Below are 21966 nucleotides of genomic sequence, written 5' to 3' on the forward strand. Positions count from 1 at the left end.
GGCCCCCGATCCTGGCTATTTAATTATTCACTTGCCTGTGATCTGCGTCGCAGGATCAGTACAGCGCCGAAGACGGCGAGAAGTACTGCTCCCGCTGCCGCCATGCCAAGCCCCTGACCTCCGGTGACGGCGAGGCCGCCGGCGACGGTCTCCGGCAATCTGCCGCCTCCGGTCGGATCGCCTGACCCATCGCCGCCATTCGGGTTCACGATATGAATCGTGTAGGTGAGCACGACCGCTTGTCCAAGGTCATCCTCAACGGTCACCGTGAAGCTGGTTGTTCCGAAGAAGCCTGGCTCTGGGACGAATTCGAGGAGTCCATTCTTCAACCTCACTGAGCCGTGCCCCGGCTGTGTGAAGGCCGAGTCGGTGAGTGCCTGCAGATTCGTGCCGGTGCTATCCCCGATTGGATCAAACGTCGCCCGATCCGTGTCAGAAGTGAGGGTCACGGTTATCCCATTGCCTGTGGGTGGCGCCTGGACTGTCACCTCAAACGTTGCGGTGGCTTGCTGCCCGACATCGTCGGTGTAGGTCACGACGACGGTGTACGTTCCGGGCTTCGCATCGCCCGCGGCGTAGTCCATTGTCTCGAGGTCGAGGGTACCTGCGGCGGCTGCTGTCGTGATCTCGCGATCCACAATCCTGCCGGTTGTCTGCACTTGCTCAGTGAAGGTGAAGTGTCCACCAAGCGGGATGGTCACCTTCCCTCCGACCGCCTTTGGAGCTTCCTGCACGACCACCGTAAACGTAACCACGGTCGTCAGGCCATTCTCGTCAACGTAGGTGACCTCGAAGGTGTATTCGCCGGGCTCGGCACCAGCGGCATCAAACACGACACCACCCGCATCGTCCAGGATCACACTGCCAGAACTGGGCTGCTTGGTCAGCGTGGCAGACACGATCTCCGCTTCGACTTCCACGACCGTTCCAAAGTCTGCCTTTTGGTTCTCGCCGATGACCATGTGGGTGTCACCCGCGACGACAGGAGCATCCTGCACGACGACCGTGTAGTCAGCTGTGCCGGTCTGCCCAAGATCATCGACAAACTCGACCGTAAAGGTGTAGCTTCCCGGGGTCGCCCCCGTCGAGTCGAAAATCACGGTCCCATCAGTTGTGACTCTCGCAGATCCAGCACTTGACGGAACGGACACACGCGCATCCGCGATAGAGCCTGTTGTCACAGGATTTGCCTGGAATGTATGGCTTTGCCCGATACCGATATTGGCGCTGCCGTCCTGGGCGGTCGGCGGTGCCTGGACTCGAACCGTGTAGGTCTGGGTCACCTGCTGGTTGCGCGAGTCAGTGAACTGAACGACGAAGCTGTAAGTCCCAGCGTCGATCCCGTCAGCATCAAAGGTGATGGTGCCGTCGGCTTCCACGCGCGCAGTGCCCGCAGCGGGGTCACTGCTGATGACAATACCGCCCGCCGGAATTGAAGCGGGATCGAGCAGTGCCGGATCAAAGCTCGCGGCTCCGTCCAACGGAATCACAGTGCTCGTTTCCCCAGTGACAACCGGGCCTCGCACGACAGTAACAGTGACGCTGGCGGTCGAGGTGTTTCCCTGCGAATCGGTGATCTGGTAACCGACGGTTGTGACGTAGCTCGATTCGCCTTCTGCCCAGACATGGGATGAAGCCAAGACCAGATTGTTTCCATCGATGGTCGCGGAGACGTCTCCCGCGGCCGTTGGAGTGCCGGTAATGGTGATACCGTCTCCCAGGTCATTCTCAAGCACGTTGACGCTGCCGCCAGCCGAAGTGATCGTTACTGCATCATTAGCCGCAAGCGCCCGCTGGTAGACGGTGACCGTGACCTTTGCGGATTGAACCGCGCCGAGTACGTCGACCCATTCGTAGTCGAAAGTGTCTTCATACTGTGTCTGACCCGCGAATGCGGCGGGCCAGACGCTCGCGGCAGTGTAGGTGATCCGTGACTGCACGTTGGGAATCTCTGGTGCCGTTACTGTAACGGTGCCATAGCTGGGTGCTCCGCCCGAAGCGGGCAAACGCACTCCGTCGAGGCTCTTCGAAGCACTCACCTGGCTGGGGAGCCCGAGTGTGTCGTTTGCGGTGACATCGACTACGACACTGCCATTCTGGCTTACCTTTGCGTTGTCATCGAGGAGTGTTGTACGCGCGATGTTCTCGCGGTAGAGCACGTCGACGTTGCGGAGCAGCACACCGGAATCGATTGTGGCGTGAGCGACCGCGGTCGGCGTCGTCACTTTTGTCCACCCCGCTCCTACCGAAGGCTTCAAACGGATGTCATAGTCACCCGGGGCAATCGGGTCGAACGAGTAGCTACCGTCCGACTTCAGTGACGTCGTTGCGACCACTGAGCCATCGGTCGTGTCGACTGCCTCGACGATCGCGGTACCTGCGGGCCAGAGAGCGTCCCCGGCGGACACCGCCCCATCAAAGTCGGTATCCCGATAGATCGTTCCCGCAATCAGCCCGGCGTTCGAGCTGAGTGAAACCGTCGACGCAGCATAGATGTCTCGGACCGTTGTGAGGTCCCCCGAGATTGGAGCGGTACGACCATAGAAGTCGTTCACGAGAGAGCCGCCGCGCGAGAGCTCGGGAGCCTTCAGCGTGATCGTGGCGGAGCCGGAGTATCCCGGCAGGATGTCATCGCTGGTGATCACCCGGATTGCCTTCGTGTCTTCGGGCGGAGTACCTGTCGACCAGTTGATTCCTGTGTCACCGTTCGCGTTTCCGGGAAGTGCAAGCGCTGCTGCAATGGTCTCTGAAGGGTCATTTGAGTACTCGACTGAGACTGTTCCCATGAGCGACGGGTTTGCCGTTTCTGCGACGACGTCGATGACCTTGAACCCCGCAGAGCCGAGCCCGTCGGTACCGCGAGCGTCTCCATCGTAAGGAAGGAGATCAACAAAGGTGCCTGGGCCAGCGGGAATCTCAGAGCCATTGCCCCAGTTGATCGTGTAAAGGAACGCTTCATCCGGGCCGACCTCGCCCGGAGTCTTTGTCGAGGTCGTCTTACCGCCGCGGAACGCAGCCACACCGCTCACGATAAGGTCTGTCGTCGAGGTCCTATCTGTGAGTACGGCGGAAGGAGCCTGGTTGAGCGCTCCAACCCACGATTCCTTCGACGCGTCACTCGGCGAACTGATCACAACTGTCGCCACATTGTGGCTGTTTGAAGGGGTAAACACCGACTGCATGACCTGGAACTGTATGAGATCAAGCAGCGTCTCGTGACCGCCAACGGTGGGGTGGAATGTGCCTCCAACGTCACCACCAGAGGCCGTAACATCTCCGAGGTGGAAGACGATAGAACCAGGCGCGCCATCATCAGGTGTGCACGTGACACCGTCCGGACCGGGATCTCCCGGGGTATAGGTGTAGTCGAGTCCAGTGGCCTCGAGCGAGGCCATGACGGGCACGGCGCACGGGGTGCTGAAGGTGACCTTCACATCAACACTCTTCGCGACGGTATCGACACCGTCACCCACCGGCCCGATGACGAGCGGGTGGACGGTGAGCGTCGCAACGTTTCCTGGCGCGACTGAAACGTCAGACCAGTCCGTCGTTGCCCGGACCATCGCCGGAACCGCCTGCACGTAACCACCGTCCTTGGCTGCTTCGTCTCCGGGAGCGTAAGCTGATTTCACCGTTGGGGTGTCGGACGTTCCGTACTGCCAGAACCAGGGAAGAGGCGCATCAACTGGGAGCGCGAGTGACGCTGCATTGGTGGTGCGCTTCAATGGGACTTGCAGACCCATCGCGCGACCAGGAGCCAACGGAATAGCCACCGACTTGAATCGCAGACTGGTGGCTGATTCCGGGCCTCCGGGGAGATCTGAGAGGTCACTCACCCAGCCCGAGGCTCCGTCACCAGCAATACCGCAGTCTGCGCCGCGACGAGCAGCGTCATCCGCATATGAAGCTGCGGAGTACTCGACAATATACCGGTCAGCTTCCCGCACAGTGCCATTGCCCTGATAAAACGCTGTCTCGTTCGAGTTTTCGCGCGTGACCATGTTTGGGCGCCCGACAACAGACAGGTAGTCGCTGTCCCAAGTCACACAGCCGTGTGGATCCATGGCTGAATCGTTCGCGTTCCCTGCGTTGTAGAGACCGGTTGTCGCAAGAAATGACTGTCCCGGGACAATTTTCTCGTGACCTTCCGCGTAGCCATGCCCATCACCCAGCAACGTGACGAGTGGTGCATGAAGGGTACCGACGTTCGTTCCTCCGATAATGAATGGCTGCGTGCGGTCGAGTGCGTAACGGAAACACGCAAGTTGTCCGCCCAGCAGATCCCCGACGCCGGGCACGTGTAGCCGGGTTCTTGCCCGGGCGCAAAGCCAGTGTCGAAGTTTGATGCACCGCTTACAGAATCCGGATCGAAGCCGGTCAGCTGAGTCTGCACATTTGTCACCTGACCCGCTGGCAGAGTCGGATCGTAGGGGACCCAAACAGAAATGTCGTATCGAGCAAAGCTCAGAAAATCAGGGTTCAGGAACTGTGTCGCATCTTTAAAATCAGACCGCTCACCTGAAACCGTAAAGACCACATCATCGCCGGGTGCGGCCTGTGAATAGCTCAACGTGCCCGTGCCTCGTGTTACGACAGCGGACTGAACGATGGAGTGCGGAGGAACCTTCAACGTGAACGTAAATGTGTCATCGAGTGCCTCAAGGCCACGCACATTTCCGTTCACGGTTGTGGCACCGAGGCCTACATACTCGGTGAATTTGAACCCCTTGGCCCCTTCGTGTTCGTAGTTGGATACGAAAGTTTGCGCGCCAATGTACTTGCGAATCTCGGTCGCTGGCTTGGCGGCTACTGTCACCTCCGGGAACTGCGTGGTGATCGCGCCTCCGGTTACGCTGGGGCGGATGACGTCCCCATTCGCAACCGAGTATACCCAAGCCGTGAGATCGAAGCTCTCCGAGATAGACTCTGCGCTCCGGTTACAGGTCCAGGTGCGCTTATTGTCTGTAAGCGTGCCACCTCCCGGGCCATTACAGACGGCGGACGCGAGCGAAGAATCGTCCCACTCCATACCCTCGGGGAGCGTGGAAGTGAAGCTCACGTCTCCGAGCGTGCCATAGGAGACATTGAGACGATATTTGATGCTGTCGTTCGTGCGTACGATGCCGTTGTTTGCGCTATCGTCGAGCGAATCCCACGGTGCGGTTCCGTCGTTTACAACGGTGACACCGATTGCAGTGATGTTTCCTGCCGCTGCGTGGGCGGGCGCGCTTGCGACCAATCCAGCAGCGATAACAGACAAGGCGAAGAGGCTGGCGGAGAGCTTTACCGCGAACCTTCTCAATCTATTGTGCGATTTCACGCAGTACCCCTCAGTAAATCTTCTTCATGTGAGCGCTCGGACGGCCACCGAAACGGAGAACATCGCGAGCGCGCTATCAATAGGAAAGAGTCAGAGTGGCAACAAAACTGACGCGCACAAGAAAAATAAAAGCCGGTGACCAACCAAAATGGTGGCCACCGGCTTTCCTGTGCTCCCCCGGCTGGGCTCGAACCAGCGACATCCTGATTAACAGTCAAGCGCTCTGCCAACTGAGCTACAGGGGAATATTGCCTCGGCAACCTTTCTATAATATCAAGCTCGGAAAATGGTTTGCAAATCGAATCCGAGTGTGGGCGATGCTGCTAGGAAATCGAACGCTCGTGGGACCTCCGGGGCAGGTATACACCTCTTTGAAACACGAACACTGCAGCGGCGCTACCAAGAAGCAGACAGGCAATAAGCGCGTCACGCCAGTTGAAACTACCTCCCGTGGTTGGCAACGCGAGATCGCCCGCTGGGTCCTCGGGTGAATGGTCCGTCGCCACTTCCGCGACATGAGCGACAGCATTTGAGGCGTCCGTGACAGATGCCGGTGTAACGCCAGCGGGAGGCTCGGCGGTGACGGCAGCAACATTGACCAGATCCCCACCAAGGTCACTTTGAGTCACCGTATATGTTCCGGTAAGTACCACGACCTCTCCGGGATTCAATATTCCGTCGAAGCCGTTGGGGCAGTGATTGGCCCGTCCAGTCGCACGGATTCAAGGTTCCCGTTAGTGAATGATTCTTCGGTAACGTTGACAGAGCTGAGCGGCACATTGCCGGTATTTCGCACGGTGAATTCATACTGCACGCGTTCACCCGGTGTGAACGCGGTGCCCTGGGCTGGGCGATTGGCTACGGACTTCACCAAATCGATAGCCGGACGTGGGAGAGCAACGCTTACGGCGACGTCAGAGTGAGCTTGCACTTGTTCGCCACCGAACGAGACTCCGCTTGCAGCGGCAGAATTGGTGATCTCACCGCCCGCGAGCTGATCCTCGAGAGTGACGAGGTAATCCGCCGCAAACGTTGCAGATTCCCCTGACGCAAGTATGCCGTCAAAATCAGCGGGACTCCGCGGGGAGATTGGCGTCGCGAGGGATAGCGAGGCCCCCGCACCGTTCACGAACCGTTCTTCGGAGACGGTTACGTGTTTCAGATCTCGAGAACCTGTGTTCGTGACCTCGAAGCTGAACATGATTCGCTCCCCCGCGGTGTAGCTCACGCCATTCGCTGGCGGAGAGGCTGACTTCACGAGACTCAGGCTCACCGGCCCGGGCAACATCGTGGTGCTCACGGTATTCGAGAGCACGCCGAGGGGGCCTCCGCTGTGCGGAAAGATGCGTTGTTTGACCAGATGCCGCCTTCCTCCCCGGAAACATGTGTGAGGGTGTAGGTGAAGGATGCGTCTGACAGGGGCGTCATCGCGGCAAACGTGACCTTGACCGCAGTAACCTGGTCGAGTTGATTCGCAACCGTGTCGTAGCCGACCCAGGTAATCCCGGACCCAAAATCGGCATGGGCTGCTGCTCCGAGGTCTTGGGAAAGCTGCACTGCGCGCGCATCATCGGTCGTGTAGAGCACGGTCGCGCCTGCGGGAACAGCTGCCGGACCGGCCAATCGAAACTGGGCGGTGTTTGTCGTACCTGGGACTCGGGCCGTCGCTCCGCTACCGTCGTCGCCAAGGTAGGGCAGAACGTCGATGACTGTTGGATTCGACTGTGTGGTGACCGTGGAACCGTTAGCTACCTGTACCCGCCAGGAGAAATCTTCGCCAGCTTCGACGATAGGGTTGAGCGCGACTTTCGACACCGCGATCCCAGATACCCCATCCACGCTGACAGTGGCAAGAGCCAGATGCCGGTCATTCGCGAGAACAGGGAGTGTGCCAGGAGCGGGCGAGGTGCCGTCGGACGGAGACGACACGACCGCCGAATTTACGTAGTCGCCGCGCGCTGTGTTTGCCGCTTGAACGGAGTACGTAATCACGGGTTCTTGCCCACGACGGATCGAAGCGAAACTCCACGTGACGCTTGTCGAGCCGTCCTCGTGAATGGTCACCTTGCTGGGGGCGTGGGAAGGAGCCGCGACAGGTTGACCCTGAATCGTGGTGTCCCGTTCGATCAAGGACAAGCCGGACGGAATAACATCGGTCACAGTCACGGTTTCTGCGGTGTCGCTTCCCGCTGCGCCCAGATCAAGCACTCGCGGTGTGAGTGTGAACTGACCGGATGATCCGGCTGCGATACGTGCCGATTCAACTGTTTTGGCGATGCCGATTGCTGCATCGACGGCGATCATTCGATCACCGGTGGTTGCGATTCCCGCGGGCGTCGTGAGCTCTTCGTTGGTGACTGGGTCGTAGCCGGCGCGACGGTATGTGCCCCCGCTCAGTTCGCTCGCGCTCCAGCCCGCCATGTTGGCGACGATGGTGCCTGCGGCGAGATCCGGCTTGCGTTCGAGATTGACGAGCAGAAGCACGTTCGTTTGTCCCGCGGAGATAGTCGCACCATTATCGGCGATAAACCGCACGGCAGAAACTGAGGTGAGGTCGAAATCTGGATCGGCGAGTGCGGTTGCCTGATCAGTCCAGGTGCCCAAATTGTCTTCGCATGTAAAGGCGCGCATTTGCTGCCAGCGTGTATCTGCGTTATCGCTCAGTTCATAGTCTGTGAGGTATTCAAAGTGGCCTTTCAATGCGTCATTTCTAGAGTAGGCAGGGAATCCCTCACTTCCACTCGGCCACGCCCAAGCCCCTGATGGGGCGGTCCGGAATCTGGCCAGACTCATCGCCGTGGAGTCCCAGATATCACAAGCGCGCACGTCGCTCAGAGGCGTCGACGTCGACACATTTTGCAGCGAAACCTGGGACTGGACTTGCTGCCCTGCTGAGAGAGGTCCGTCGCCACTACGATCAGCCGTGCCGCCCACAGGAAGATGCGGGGGCCGGGTCGGATTGTTGATGATATCGACAAAACGTTTCGACATGGACCCTTGCACCGAGATAGTCAGCTTCGCTGTCGAGGTATTGTCCGAGTGATCCTCGCCTGTGTTGGGTATCAAGGCACCGCCAACGTTGGTTCCATTAGCTTCTAAGTCTCTAATTTGGTTTACGGCGTTGATGCTCCCGGCTCCGGCTTCGTAGCCTGGAACATCGTTGAGTGGCACAAACACCAGCACGTACCCCATCGTGACATACCCTTTGTTGTCACCAAGGACAGAGCCGTTGCGGGCGTGTGTTGGGAGATGAGTCGCACTGAAATCCGCTTGCGAGATAGAAACTGTGACCAGTTGAGGGTTCAGCGGATCCACGGACGCTGACCACTTGCCTCCGTTTGCGACCTGATTTACGGTAGTCGAGCCGCGACTGAATCCGGGGAATTCTCCGTGATTGGTGATGTCGGAACCACGCACCTCAAGCAACTGTGCGTTCGGGCTAATCCCGCTCAGGTCGTCAACGAAGGTGACGGGCTGATCTGGTGTTTGATAGCCGCGCAGCCCTTTGGTGTTCAGGCCGGGCACTGATACGGTCACCCCGTACTGCACACTCCAGCCCCGCGTGACGCCGTCAGGTCCAAGCACATTGGTTGTCACGTAGGGATTTGGAACCTTCGTCATGTTGAGGCGGGGTGCCGACGATATTGTGATTTCATCTGGTGCCGTCGTCGCGGCCGGCGTGTCGGGATCATCGCTTCGAAAAGAGATAGCATCGGGCGCAAAAGTCAGCTGCGTGCCGTCGGGCCTGCTGACGGCCTTCGCGGAGAGCGTTACAACGGGGGAAGAGCCAAGCGGAATGTCGCCAAGGTTGCAATTTGCAGTCCGCTCGTCCGGGCTGATCTGGGAGGGCGGGCCGTCGACAGGGCTTATGCACTGGGCGGGCAGCGCGTTCCAAACGAGGCCGTCAGGCAGAGCAAAAGTGATAGTCGCATTATTCGCTGTTCCAGATTCCCCCACGAGCGAGTTGGCGGAAACTGCGACCTCCCACGTGACGGTGTCGTGGGAGCGCAACACGTTATCGGTCGGGGAAGTGTCTAACCCGGGGCCGCTTTCCGTGTCAAACGGTGCCGTGCCGGTGAGAACCTCGCCGAGCGAGACGGCGTAGACAAGTTCGTTTGAAGCCGCCTCAGCGGGTGCCTGCGGGAGTGCGATCAGGTACACCGAAGAAACCGCGATCACGGCAGACAGAGTTTTCTTGTATTTCAATTCATCCCCCAATAGTCACCAGAAACGTTTGATTCGGGCGACAAACCCAGTGCCTCGAAATATTCGCTCCAAAGAAGCCTTGACTCCGGGTATAGAACCTCAAATGGCAGCGCCAGACTCCCCAGAGCATAGTTCCCGAAACCTGGTGAGACAGGCATCGGCTTCAGGTTTGCGTAGAAGGCGTGAAGAATTCAGTATACGAATCGAAAGAATTGGGTGCTGAACGTTGCTGTTTCAGTATTGCCGCACTATTCTTCCGCGATTTCGTCATAAGCAGTCGCCCGAAGGGCTTGAGCAAGCAATTGCACGTAGCCGTGATCGGCGTGACGGAAGATCTCATTGATGTCGCCCTGGCCGACCAGGCGGCCCTGCTGCATCACGAGCACATCCTTCACCAGCGCCTCAAGCATTCCAATGTCGTGGCTGATCAGCATCAGCGTTGCGCCGGTGCGCTCGCGGTACCAGCGCAGCAGATCGACGATCTTCGGTCGGTTGTTCGCGTCGACGCCCAGCGTGGGTTCATCGGCAATGAGAAGAGTCGGATCGAGCATCAGCGAGCGCATGACTGCAACTCTCTGACGCTGCCCCTTTGAAAGCTCGTAGGGGTACTCCTGCAGCTTGCTGAGTGGCAGGGCGACGATGTCCATCATCTCAGCAATGCGCTCGCCAAGCGCGTCCCGGTCAAAGCGTTTGCTGCGCTCGACGATGGGTTCGAACAGGATGTCTCCCACGTTGAGCTCGGGCGTCAGCGTTGCGCCCGCATCCTGCGCCAAATGGCCAATGTAGGTCGTAAGTCTTGCGCGGGTCCGACGGCCAAGTCCCCGCATCGGCGTGTCGAGCACAGTAGCTTCTCCGCCGGTGAGCTTTATCCTGGCCGCCTTCTCCCCCGCGTCGGGGCCACGGCCGGCAAGAAACTTCGCGAGTGTTGACTTGCCGGATCCGCTCTCTCCGAGGAGCGCCACGACATCGCCACGAGGAACGTCGAACGACATACCCTCGACAGCCTGGAACTCCCGTCCCCCAGCGTGCGCTGGATACCCGAGCGAAAGGTCTGAGACCCTGATTGTCGGGTCCGCCTCAAGTCTGGGGTGTGCCATGCGTGTCTTCCTCAATCTTCTTCTTCGCCACGGTTAATTGGCTTCGTACGTAAAAAGCCTAGGGCATTCACTTTGCCGCCCCGGGTGATCAGTCGGTGCGTTGCAGGATCTGGTGAAGTTACTCCTCGCGCAAGCCGCGTCGGGCGGCCTCAAGTGCGACAAGCTGTTCCTGGATCCGACGGGAAGCTGGATCCGTGTGGTCACCGATGCGCTGCAAGCGAGCGAGTAGCTCAGACTTTAGGGCGATGAGATCCCGGTCAAGCAGCGATACGACGACGTCGCGGGCGTATGCAACCAGGAGATCCTCGTTTCGCTGCGGCATCGGGGCCATGGCGAGTTCGCGAATGAGCTCATGGTGACTCGCCGGGGCGGACGCCTGGATGGTTTCGAACCAGGCGTCGGAGCCGAGCTGTGGCAAGGCGGCGGCGAGGGCGTCGCGCACCACCCTCAGCTGTGGCTCGAATACCTGCGCGGTGACCGCCTGCTGCATAAGATCTGCGCCCACCGCGTTTCCCTGTTGAATCATCGCCATCAGCGCGTCACGTTCGAGCCAGGTGGTGGGGGAATTTTGCAACGAGCCGAGATTGATGCGTGGCGCCGCTGCTTCAGGGGTGGCGTAAGGCGATGGATCCTGAGCCTCTGCGCGTTGAGCTCGCGAGGGGCGGGAGCCGGGTTGCCGCGCGACCGCAGCTCAGCCTGCCGCACCGCCTGTTGCACCTCGACCAGCTCGGTGCCGAGCATGCGGGCGAGCTCACGGGCGTAGCCGGGGCGGAGGGAGGGATCCTTGATCTCTGCGATGATCGGAGCTGCTTCGCGCAGAGCCGACACCCGGCCCTCGACACTGTTGAGGTCGAAACGCTTGACCGCCTGCCGCAGTGCAAACTCGAAGAGGGGCACTTTGCGGGTGAAGAGATCTCGCACCGCCTCGTCGCCCCGATGCAGACGAAGGTCGCAGGGGTCGAAGCCTTCGGGAGCGACCGCGACGTAGGTCTGCGCGGTGAATCGGCGCTCCTCGCTGAAGGCTCTCAGGGCTGCTTTCTGTCCGGCCTCGTCGGGGTCAAAAGTGAAGATCACCTCAGAGGCGCTGTTGTCGCCCATGATCCGGCGCAGCACCGCGATGTGATCCTTGCCGAATGCGGTGCCACAAGTGGCGACCGCGGTTTCGATACCTGCGAGGTGGCACGCCATCACATCGGTGTAGCCCTCGACCACGACGGTCTGGTGCCCGCGAGAGATCGCTCGTTTGGCGACGTCAAGACCGTAGAGCACCTGCGATTTGTGGTAGACGGGAGACTCGGGGTGTTGAGGTACTTCGGTCCCTTGTCGTCCTCGTAAAGGTGCCGCGCGCCGAAGCCGAGGGTTTGGCCGCTCGTGTCACGGATCGGCCACACCAGCCTGCCTCGGAAGCGGTCATAGATGCCGCGCTGTCCCTCCGACACCAGTCCGGCGAGCGCAAGCTCCTGAGGCGTGAACCCCTGGGCCCGCAAGTGTTTGGTCAGTGAGTCCCAGCCGCGCGGAGCGTAGCCGACACCAAACCGGGCCCCCGCCGCCTCATCGAAACCGCGCTGCGTCAGGAAATCGCGGCCGGCTTTTGCTTCGTCGCTCGCGAGTTGGGAGGTGTAGTACTTCGCGGCAGCCTCGTTCGCCGCGAGCAGTCGGGCACGGTTCGGACCCTCCTCGCGCTGGAAATTGCCTTCTTCATATGTCAGCGTGTAGTGGATCCGCGCTGCGAGTCGCTCCACTGACTCGGCGAAGGTGAGATGATCCATGCGCTGCAGAAAGGTGAAGGCGTCCCCGGATTCGCCGCAGCCGAAGCAATGGTAGTAACCGAGGGCCGGCCGCACGTGGAAGCTGGGACTTCGCTCGTCATGGAAAGGGCACAGGCCTTTCATTGAGTCGATTCCTGCGTTCTTGAGAGTGACGTAGTCCCCCACGAGATCGGCCAAGTTTGAGCGACGCTTCACTTCCTCTACGTCACTCGCACGAATCCGACCAGCCATAAATGATGAGTCTACAGCGGCCGCCAATTTGTCGTCTGCGCGAGTTAAGCGAGAACGCAGGGAGGTCCGGAATAGACTACGTGAAGATGTAACTCCGCCTCAGAAAAGAAATGACAGGTCTTTGCCAGAACTAGTAGTGCTCCTTGGTGATGATGGAAACGTGATCGGCGAGTGTGAAAAATCGCTCGTGCACGGAACGAACACTCCCTTGCATCGCGCATTCTCCTGCTATCTTTTCAACGATCGCGGAGAAGTGCTTGTGACGCGGCGGGCGCTGTCAAAGCTCACCTGGCCGGGAGTGTGGACCAACAGCTTTTGCGGTCATCCCGCCCCCGGTGAAACGTTTGAAGAAGCTATTTCGCGCCGCGCCGCACAGGAGTTGGGTGCGATCGTCACCGACATCACGGTTGCGATCCCCGGCTTCCGCTATCGCGCCGTGGACGCGAGTGGCGTCGTTGAAAACGAGATTTGCCCGGTGTACACCGCGCGCCTTGAAGGGGCGTTGGATCCTGCTCCCAGCGAAGTTGCGGAGTGGAGCTGGGTGTCGCAGGAGTCGCTGATCTCCTCTCGCGCTCACACACCCTTCGTTTTCAGTCCGTGGATGAATGAGCAACTGTCGCAGCTCATAGAGAGCGGACGAATCAGTTCGGAGAACCGAGCATGAGGGAAAATACTGTAGCCCAGTTGAAGCGTGCGGCCTCGGCGGAGGCCATCGAGACCGAGTTGCAACGACAGCTCGCCGTCTATTCTCAGCACTCCACCGCCTACGGCGCGCACTTTGCCGAGCTGTGGGAGATTACTTCCGAGTGCATACTCGGCGGGAAACTGATTCGTCCGAGGCTCTTGATCGGTGCGTTTGACGCCTTGGCGAATTCCCAGGCAGAAACACCCCCCGTGTCGCGTGATGCTGTGATCCGGATCGCGGCCGCGACGGAACTCCTGCATTACTCATTCCTGCTGCACGATGACGTCATTGATGGGGACCTGTTCCGACGCGGGCGGCCGAATTTGATCGGTACGCTCCTGCAGGTGCGTCGTCCAGAACCGCTGTGTGCGAGCGATGCTGTGCTGGCGCAGGATGAAGCCGGGGAGCAACGCGGACCGCTTCACTGGGCGCGAACAAGCGGGATACTGATGGGCGACCTCCTGCTGTCCGCTACGCACCAGATTTTCGCACGGGAGGCGCTCCCTGAGGAGATCCGCATCCGCTTGCTCGACATTCTCGACCACACCATCACGGAGTCTGTGGTCGGTGAGCATCTCGATGTCGGGCTGAGTGACGGCCTGGTGCCGGCGGATCTCGACACGGTGCTCAACATGAGCAGACTCAAGACCGCGACGTACACCTTTGAATTGCCTCTGCGCGCCGCCTTGGTCCTCGCGGGAGCAAGCGCGCGCGCTGAGATGGTGGTTGGCATGGTCGGACGCCATCTCGGGATCGCGTTCCAGTTGCAAGACGATCTGCTATCAACCTTTGGTGACGCGACAGAGCACGGGAAAGACATGTTCTCGGACTTGCGCGAGGGTAAAGAAACGGTGATCATCGCCTACGCACGGATGTCAGAGGCCTGGCCCAGCATTGAGCCCTACCACGGCCGCGCCAATCTGACGGAAGAAGACGGAGTATTCGCCCGAAAGCTGCTCATCGAGTGTGGCGCCGAGGGATTTATTCGCTCGTTGATCGACGAGCAGATCCGGACCTGTATCGAGTTTCTTGCGCAGCCTGACCACCAGTTGCCGGTCGAGGTTATCCGCTACATCGAGGATCTCGTGGCATCGCTTGAGGAACGCCGCTCATGACGCCCTCACTTGATTCCCTCAGCACGCTCGAAAGATACACGGTCGCGTCAGAGCGATCAGCGCAACAGATCATCGGCGCTTACTCAAGCTCCTTTGGTGCCGCAACGCGCCTTCTGGGCCCTCGGCACCGGCGCCACGTGCGAAACATCTATGCGCTGGTGAGGGTCGCCGATGAGCTCGTCGACGGAGCGACTTCTGAGGCGGGTTTCACGCTCGAAGCGCAGCGGGCCGCGCTCAATGAACTCGAAGGGGAAACCGATGCCGCGGTCTTGCGCGGCTACAGCAGCAATCCGATCGTGCACGCTTTCGCTGCGACAGCGCGGGAATCCGGGATCGGTACCGAATTGACCACCCCCTTCTTCGCCTCCATGCGCGCGGATCTGGGCGAACCCCAGACCGAAGCTGTCTCGGCGAGCGATCTGCTCCGCTTCGGCACAGAGGCCCACGCGAGCTACGTGTATGGATCGGCGGAGGTGATCGGACTGATGTGTCTGCGGGTCTTTACGCGCGATGAGCGCTTGAACGCTGACGAGACCGAGGTGCTTGAGCACGGCGCGAGGCGTCTCGGGGCCGCCTTCCAGAACGTCAATTTTTTGCGCGATCTGGCGGACGACACCGCTCGCCTAGGTCGCAGTTATCTCAGCGTTGAGGGTCGCATCGATCGGGCGCAGCAGCAGCGGTGGGTCGTGACGATTCGCGAGCAGATCGCGGACGCGCGCGCATCAATTCCGCTTCTTCCTCGCGACGCGCGGATCGCGGTGGGAACGGCGCTGCGATTGTTTGAACGGTTGAATGATCGGCTCGAACGCACAGACGCCGAAAAGCTGTACTCGCAGCGGGTGCGGATCCCCGGTCCCGAAAAGCTGTTGCTGCTCGCGCAGGCGGCAATCGAGTTTCGAAAGTGACACTTAGGCACCAGAACGAAGGAAGACAATGACTCGGACGGTAGTGATTGGCGGCGGGATCGCCGGACTCGCGACGGCGACTCTTTTGGCGCGTGAGGGGCACGAAGTACGGCTGTTCGAACGAAACACGCGGCTCGGCGGCAGAGCGGGTGTGCTTCGGCGCGACGGATACCGCTTTGAAACGGGCCCCTCCTGGTATTTGATGCCACGCATTTTTGATCACTATTTTGAGCTTCTCGGCACGAGCACCCGCGAACAGCTGGATCTTGTCACTCTTGATCCCGGGTATCAGGTGTTTCGCGCGCCCGGCGGAGCAGAATCGGATCCTGTTGCGGTGCCTTATGGTGCTGAACGGGTGGCTGAACTCTTTGAAGAGCTCGAACCCGGCAGCGCCCCGATCCTACGCAGGTACCTGGCCTCTGCTGCGCACGCGACGGACCTCGCTGAGCGGCACTTCCTCTACAACCCTTTCACCAAGTGGAGCACCCTCACCGCGGCTGAGGTGGTGCGGGCACTCCCGCAACTCGCATCGCTGCTGGGAACCTCGTTGCAGAAGTTTGTGAGCCGGCAGTTTCAGCACCCAGTGCTCCGTCAAGTCCTCGGATATCCGGCAGTGTTTCTGGGCACCGATCCGCGTCGCGCACCCGCTATGTACCACCTCATGAGCACGCTCGACCTCGATGAGGGGGTGCAGTATCCGATGGGCGGCTTTTGGGGCCTCGTTGAAAGAATCGCAAGTCTCGCGATTGAATCGGGGGTGCACGTCGTCACAGAAGCAGAGGTGACGCGGATCCTGACGACCCAGGCCGGTCGTAAGCAACGTGTGAGCGGTATTGAGTGGCGTGATGCTGCAGGTGAAATCTTTACGGAGCCGGCGGACATCGTGGTGTCGGGGGCGGACTTGCATCACACGGAGACGGTGCTGCTTGATGCTTCGGCCCGAAGCTACCCGGAATCGTGGTGGAAAGGCAAGGAGAGCGGTCCCGGCGGTGTGATCGCGCTGCTCGGCGTGTCGGGTAAGTTACCCCAGCTTGGCCACCACTCACTCTTCTTTACGAGCGATTGGGATGCGAACTTTGATGCCATCTTTGGTGAGCGGCCGTCGGTACCGGATCCCGCATCACTCTACGTGTGCAAGCCGAGTGCAACAGAGGCCGAAGTTGCGCCAGAGGGAGACGAGAACCTGTTCGTGTTGATCCCGGTTCCCGCGGATCCCGAAATCGGCAGAGGTGGCGCCGATGGCGAGGGCGACCCGGCAGTGGAGCGCGCGGTGGACGCGGCAATCGATCAGATATCCGCATGGGCGAATATCCCAGATCTTCGCGAGCGCATCGTGGTGCGGGAGACGATCGGGCCGGCGGATTTTGTCGATGACTATTCGTCTTGGCGCGGCGGCATGCTGGGGCCAGCGCACACACTCCGACAGAGCGCGATGTTTCGCCCGCAAAACGCTTCGAAACGCGTCGCCGGACTCTTCTACGCGGGAGCGACAACCTCGCCGGGGGTTGGAGTCCCGATGTGTTTGATCAGCGCGGAGCTTGTACTGAAGCGAATCCGAGGCGACCGTACAGCTGGCCCCTGAAAGCCCCGATTGCCCGGAACACACCCCGGGGGTCGTAGTGTCGTACCTGTATCTCGCGTGTTTGCTCGGGGGCATCGTGTGCATGCTCCTGCTCGACCTACGGTTTCGGCTGTTCTTCTGGAAGAGCCCGGCATCCGCCGCGCTCGTCACTCTCGCTGGCGTCACCTTTTTGTTGCTGTGGGATGCAGCCGGAATCGCCACCGGGATCTTTTTGCGGGGAGACGCCACGATCGCTTCAGGGATCGTGCTGGCACCTGAAATGCCGCTGGAGGAACCCGTGTTTCTCCTCTTTCTGGTGCTCTGCGCGATGATTCTCTACACCGGAGCTACCAGGCTGCTGGGAAAATGGACCCGCAAGACGGATGACGAAACCCCACCGGAGCCTGAGATCACATGAGATACCTGCTTCTGACCCTGCTGTTTATGGGTGTTGCCATCGTTGCCGCCGCCGTACTGAGTCGTCTCGGCGGGCGAGGCTGGCGCGTTGAATGGCGCGCTTCTGTGATGGCTGCAGCGGTTCTCGTGTTGCTCACCGCGGTGTTTGACAGCTTGATGATCGCAAGCGGCCTCTTTAGCTACACGGCGGAACACATTTCCGGTATCACCATCGGCCTCGCGCCGATTGAAGATTTTGCCTATCCCATTGCGATTATCATTGCGCTGCCAGTGTTTTGGGAGTTGTTGAACCGCCGAGCTGCTGTCCCGGTCCGCAGATTGTTGCGGGAGGCATTTGTCGCCTCCCGGCCGGTAAGTTGGATCAACACCGCGTTCCCCTTCGCCGCCGCATACTTCTTGACTACCCGCGAAATTGACTGGGTGCTCGTGGTGGGTGCGCTCTACTACCTAATCCCCTACAACCTCGCGATGTACGGCATCAATGATGTGTTTGATTACGCTTCTGACATCAATAACCCGCGCAAGGGCGGCATTGAGGGCGCGCTCCTGCAGCCCCAGTTCCATCGCCCGATGCTGCAATTGGCGGCATGGTCGAACATTCCTTTTCTGCTCGTGCTGGCCGCCGTTGGCGGTCCTGCCAGTTGGGGCCCGCTCCTCGTCAGTACCTTCGCCGTCATTGCTTACTCAGCAGCCGGACTGCGCTTCAAGGAACGCCCGGTACTTGATTCGATCACCTCGAGTACTCACTTTGTGAGCCCTGCGGTTGTGGGACTCGCGCTCACCGGAGCTGCCTGGCAGCCGAGCACCATACTCCTGCTCGCAGCCTTCTTCCTGTGGGGCATGGCCGCACACGCCTTCGGGGCTGTTCAAGATATTCAGCCCGATCGCGCGGCCGGTATCGGGTCCATCGCCACAGTGTTCGGAGCGCGCGCCACCGTGTGGATCGCCCTCGTGCTGTGGACGCTCGCCGGCGTGCTCATGCTGTTCACACCCTGGCCGGGCCCGCTCGCCGCCGCGATCGTGATCCCCTATCTCGTCAACTGCGCACCCTGGGCGCGGGTCACCGACGACACCGCAGCCGGGAGCAATCGCGCCTGGCGTCGATTTATCTGGTTGAACTACGGCGCGGGCTTCATCGCAACGATGATCATGATCCTGTGGTGGAACTCTTAGGGGATTCGGGGCGCTATACGAGCGGGACATCGCAGAGGCGCTTGTGCCACGCGATCGCAGATTGATCCGTGAGCGTGGCAACCTGATCCACCACTGCGCGTTTCGCTTCCGCTTCGTTTGCAGCCGCGAGGTAGTCGGCTGCAAAGGGCGGTTCAAGCTCCGCAGGGCCAAACTCCCACAGCGTTTGCAGGAGTTCGAGCAGAAGCTCTCGTTGCCGACGATAGGTGGGTTGCCTGCGCCCGCTCGCCATCACAAACGCAGCGACGATCCCCTTCAACACCGCAATCTCGGCACGCACGCTGCGCGGCACCACAATGCCTGCTCCGTACCGAGCAAGCGGCTGGCCATCGGCCATCTCAAGGGTGTCGTGGATCGCAGACCGAGCGAAACGACCGATCATGTCGCTCGTAAAGTTCTTCAGCTGCGCTTGGTGCTGCCTGGAGCCATTCCAGCGGGTGAGCCAGGTGGGCTGCGCGGCGATGCGATTGTAAGCCTCGCCGAGCTCGTCGGCCGAGAATCTTCCCCCGGCCCACTCCGACACGGCTCGGATCAAGCTTTCGTGACCGGAGCGCGCCGTCAGGATCTCGGGATCGATGAACTCGCTCACCACCGCGTCTTCAAAGTCGTGCACGGAATACGCGATGTCATCGGCCAGATCCATCGCCTGCGCCTCCGCGCACTTGACCTGTGGGGGCGCGCCAGCGCGGAGCCAGTTGAACACGGGCGCATCATCCGAGAAGTAGCCAAACTTCGTGCTGCCGGGTGCTGCTTCGGCGAGGCTCCACGGATACTTGCAACTCGCATCGAGCGTTGCCCGCGTCAGATTCATGCCGACGCTCTGGCCGTCAGGGGTAAACCGCTTCGGCTCTAAGCGCGTGAGCACACGGAGTGTCTGTGCGTTGCCTTCGAAACCGCCGGCGTCTGCAGCCCACTCATTCAGCGCCCGTTCACCGTTGTGTCCGAACGGTGGGTGCCCAAGATCGTGTGCGAGACAGGCCGTATCGACAACATCCTGTGCGAGGCCGAGTGACACGGCGAGCTCGCGGCCAATCTGCGCCACCTCGAGCGAGTGGGTGAGGCGATTGCGAGCGAAATCGATGCCGGCCGTTGGGCTGAGAACCTGGGTTTTTGCAGCCAGCCGCCGCCAACCGCTCGAATGCAGTACGCGAGCGCGATCGCGTGCAAAATCGCTCCGTGCCGAAGCCGTGTTGTCGGTGCCCCGTTCCTCAGGCAGGAATCGCTCCGCATCCGCCGCGGTATAGCCCTCCGGAAGCTGCGCAGCCGCGCCGCGGTCGCTACCCACCTGAATCGTCCCTCTCAGCTTCGGCGAGCTCGGAGTAGTCGATGCTATCGCTCGTGCGACTTTCGAGCCAGCCGTGCGGCAGAATCGGCCGTTTCGGGCTGCCGGCGCGACCGCGCGGGCCTTCGGCACCCTCACCCGGATAGGGCAACGAGGGATCCATTGTGGCAAAAATCTCGTCCATCTGCTCCAGGGACTCGACCGTGGCGAGTGCCCGCCTGGTGTCTCCGCCCACTCCGTAGCCCTTGTAGTACCAGGCGACGTGCTTGCGAATGTCGCGGCAGGCGCGATCCTCTTCGCCGTCGAAGAACTCGATCATAAGCTCGGTGTGGCGGCGCATGGCTTCCATCACGAAGCCGAGCGGTGGTTTCGCGGTGGCCGCACGCGCCTCATCCCAGCTGATCTCGCCCTTCTCCGCACGGAACGCGGCGGCAAGATCTCCGAACAGCCACGGGCGACCGAGGCAGCCACGCCCAACAACCACGCCGTCGCAGCCGGTTTCTCTGACCATTCGGATCGCGTCATCCGCAGACCAAATATCGCCGTTGCCGAGGATCGGCACGCTTGAGATGGTTTCCTTCAGCGTCGCAATCGACGACCAATCGGCCTGGCCCGAATAGAACTCGTTGGCGGTACGACCGTGCAGGGCGATGGCAGCGACTCCCGCCCCTCCGCGGCCTTGGCCGCATCGAGGTAGGTGAGGTGATCAGCGTCGATGCCCTTGCGCATCTTGATCGTGAGGGGGATCTCCCCCGCGGCCTTGACCGCGCCCTCCACGATCGCGCGGAACAAGTCGCTCTTCCAGGGCAGCGCCGATCCGCCGCCCTTGCGGGTCACCTTGGGGACCGGGCAGCCGAAGTTCAAATCAATGTGGTCCGCGAGATTCTCGCCGACCAAGAACCGGACAGCCTCCGAGACGGTCTGCGGATCGACCCCGTAGAGCTGGATTGAGCGCGGCGTCTCGCTCTCATGGTGCTTGATGAGACGTAACGAACCCGGGGTTCGCTCAACGAGCGCGCGACTCGTGATCATCTCTGAGACGTACAGGCCGGCACCGTACTCGCGGCAGAGGCGACGAAACGCTGTGTTCGTGATCCCCGCCATGGGGGCGAGCACCACGGGCACGTCGAGTTCGAGCGGGCCGATGCGCAGGCGGTCGCCGGTAAAAGTCTGGGTGTTCATATCCGGTCTATTCTCGCAGATCGATCGCGGTGACGTGATCCTCCCCCGTCATTGTGGGTACTTCCTCAGTGTCATTCTGCGCAAGCGCAGCGCAGTCGCAGAATCCTCGCCCTATAAGACTGCAACTTCTCACCGGAAACTCAGCGTTTCCAAACGAGGATCCTGTGACTCCGGGCGATGCCCTCAGCGCAGGATGACGTGGGGCGGCTCAGGATCCCGTGCCCGGACGATCAACCGCGCCACCAAAGCGGCGATCCCGAGCATGAAACATTTGGATCGCACGCCACAGATCCGCTCGTCCAAAATCCGGCCACAGCGTGTCGAGGAACACCATCTCGGCGTAGGCGGACTGCCACAGCATGAAGTTGCTGGTGCGCTGCTCGCCCGAGCTGCGCAAGAATAGATCGACGTCGGGGAGCTCGGGAACGTAGAGGTGACGTTCGATCGTGCGCTCGCTGATCCCATTCGGGGAGAGCCTGCCCGCGCGCACTTCCCGCGCAATCTCGCGCACCGCATCGGTGATTTCGTTGCGGCCGCCGTAATTGACGCACATGGTGAGGGTGAGTCCGGTGTTTCTTGCGGTGCGTCGCTCGGAAGCCTGCAGTTCGTTGATGACGGAACCCCAGAGTTTCGGGCGTCGACCGGCCCACCGCATCCGCACGTTCCAGGCGTGGAGTTGTTCCCGACGGCGACGCAGAACATCCCGGTTGAAGCCCATCAGAAAGCGCACCTCATCGGGTGAACGCCGCCAGTTTTCGGTGGAGAAGGCGTAGACGCTGAGGTGACTTACTCCCGCCTGAATCGCGCCGGCGACCACATCGAGAAGCGCCTGCTCCCCCATGCGGTGCCCCTCGACACGCGACAGCCCGCGGCGATTCGCCCAGCGTCCGTTGCCGTCCATCACGATGGCGATATGTTTGGGGGCTGGGCCGTCAAAATGGGGCGGCTGTTCGCCGGTCCAGTCGACGGGCACCAGAGCGGTGGGTGCGTTGTGCATGGATGCCA

General features: G+C 60.8%; 14 protein-coding genes, 1 tRNA gene and 2 pseudogenes. 6 read left to right on the forward strand and 11 right to left on the reverse strand.

Translation table 11 applies throughout. The annotated features are described in order from the left end of the window. Positions 1-23: 23 nt before the first annotated feature. The 8 genes and pseudogenes from G7067_RS09055 to dnaG form a co-directional block, all read right to left on the reverse strand. Positions 24-4064 carry an Ig-like domain-containing protein gene (locus G7067_RS09055; protein WP_166323613.1) on the reverse strand — a complete coding sequence of 1347 codons (4041 nt, stop codon included), beginning with the start codon at positions 4062-4064 and terminating at the stop codon, positions 24-26. Continuing rightward, positions 4043-5260, reverse strand: a complete 1218-nt coding sequence (locus G7067_RS09060) for a hypothetical protein (RefSeq protein ID WP_166323615.1) — start codon at positions 5258-5260, stop codon at positions 4043-4045. The genes G7067_RS09055 and G7067_RS09060 overlap by 22 nt, the downstream gene beginning before the upstream one ends. Before the next feature lie 232 nt (positions 5261-5492). After that, positions 5493-5565 (reverse strand) — tRNA-Asn (locus G7067_RS09065). 78 nt (positions 5566-5643) lie between these two features. Continuing rightward, positions 5644-5973: a hypothetical protein gene (locus G7067_RS15250; RefSeq protein ID WP_425280674.1), complete on the reverse strand. Its 330-nt coding sequence runs from the start codon at positions 5971-5973 to the stop codon at positions 5644-5646. Positions 5974-5987: 14 nt separating this feature from the next. Continuing rightward, a complete protein-coding gene (locus tag G7067_RS09070) occupies positions 5988-6635 on the reverse strand; it encodes a DUF7507 domain-containing protein (RefSeq protein WP_205881115.1) in 648 nt (215 codons plus the stop codon). Continuing rightward, complete coding sequence (locus G7067_RS09075) at positions 6617-9499, reverse strand: DUF11 domain-containing protein (RefSeq protein ID WP_205881116.1); 2883 nt, start codon at positions 9497-9499, stop codon at positions 6617-6619. The genes G7067_RS09070 and G7067_RS09075 overlap by 19 nt, the downstream gene beginning before the upstream one ends. Before the next feature lie 275 nt (positions 9500-9774). Continuing rightward, the gene (locus tag G7067_RS09080; RefSeq protein ID WP_166323621.1) at positions 9775-10623 is read right to left on the reverse strand and encodes an ATP-binding cassette domain-containing protein; all 849 of its coding nucleotides are present in this window, start codon (positions 10621-10623) and stop codon (positions 9775-9777) included. A 118-nt stretch (positions 10624-10741) separates the two neighbouring features. Further along, positions 10742-12623 (reverse strand): annotated as a pseudogene (dnaG, locus tag G7067_RS09085) (DNA primase). A gap of 160 nt (positions 12624-12783) precedes the next feature. Between dnaG and idi the strand changes: the two are divergent. The 6 genes from idi to G7067_RS09115 are packed head-to-tail and all read left to right on the forward strand — an operon-like array spanning position 12784 to position 18479. After that, positions 12784-13287 (forward strand): isopentenyl-diphosphate Delta-isomerase, encoded by a 504-nt coding sequence (idi, locus tag G7067_RS09090; protein WP_244301035.1) that lies wholly within the window; start codon positions 12784-12786, stop codon positions 13285-13287. Then, positions 13284-14423: a polyprenyl synthetase family protein gene (locus G7067_RS09095; RefSeq protein WP_166323625.1), complete on the forward strand. Its 1140-nt coding sequence runs from the start codon at positions 13284-13286 to the stop codon at positions 14421-14423. The genes idi and G7067_RS09095 overlap by 4 nt, the downstream gene beginning before the upstream one ends. Further along, on the forward strand, positions 14420-15328 hold the full coding sequence (locus tag G7067_RS09100; RefSeq protein ID WP_166323627.1) for a phytoene/squalene synthase family protein: 909 nt from the start codon (positions 14420-14422) through the stop codon (positions 15326-15328). The genes G7067_RS09095 and G7067_RS09100 overlap by 4 nt, the downstream gene beginning before the upstream one ends. Before the next feature lie 28 nt (positions 15329-15356). Then, positions 15357-16910: a phytoene desaturase family protein gene (crtI, locus tag G7067_RS09105; protein ID WP_166323629.1), complete on the forward strand. Its 1554-nt coding sequence runs from the start codon at positions 15357-15359 to the stop codon at positions 16908-16910. A 37-nt stretch (positions 16911-16947) separates the two neighbouring features. After that, positions 16948-17307, forward strand: a complete 360-nt coding sequence (locus G7067_RS09110; protein WP_166323631.1) for a lycopene cyclase domain-containing protein — start codon at positions 16948-16950, stop codon at positions 17305-17307. After that, entirely contained in the window at positions 17304-18479 is a 1176-nt protein-coding gene (locus tag G7067_RS09115; protein ID WP_166323633.1) for a prenyltransferase, read from the forward strand. Before G7067_RS09110 ends, G7067_RS09115 begins: the two co-directional genes overlap by 4 nt. Before the next feature lie 13 nt (positions 18480-18492). On the opposite strand, the gene G7067_RS09120 is transcribed toward G7067_RS09115, so the two are convergent. The 3 genes and pseudogenes from G7067_RS09120 to G7067_RS09130 form a co-directional block, all read right to left on the reverse strand. Then, entirely contained in the window at positions 18493-19782 is a 1290-nt protein-coding gene (locus G7067_RS09120) for a deoxyguanosinetriphosphate triphosphohydrolase (protein ID WP_244301036.1), read from the reverse strand. Beyond that, positions 19775-20961: pseudogene (gene dusB / locus G7067_RS09125) on the reverse strand (tRNA dihydrouridine synthase DusB). The gene G7067_RS09120 and the pseudogene dusB overlap by 8 nt, the downstream one beginning before the upstream one ends. Positions 20962-21169: 208 nt before the next feature. After that, complete coding sequence (locus G7067_RS09130; protein WP_166323635.1) at positions 21170-21958, reverse strand: isoprenyl transferase; 789 nt, start codon at positions 21956-21958, stop codon at positions 21170-21172. Positions 21959-21966: the final 8 nt, after the last annotated feature.

The sequence above is a fragment of the Leucobacter insecticola genome, assembly GCF_011382965.1.
GTDB classification, from domain to species: Bacteria; Actinomycetota; Actinomycetes; order Actinomycetales; family Microbacteriaceae; genus Leucobacter; species Leucobacter insecticola.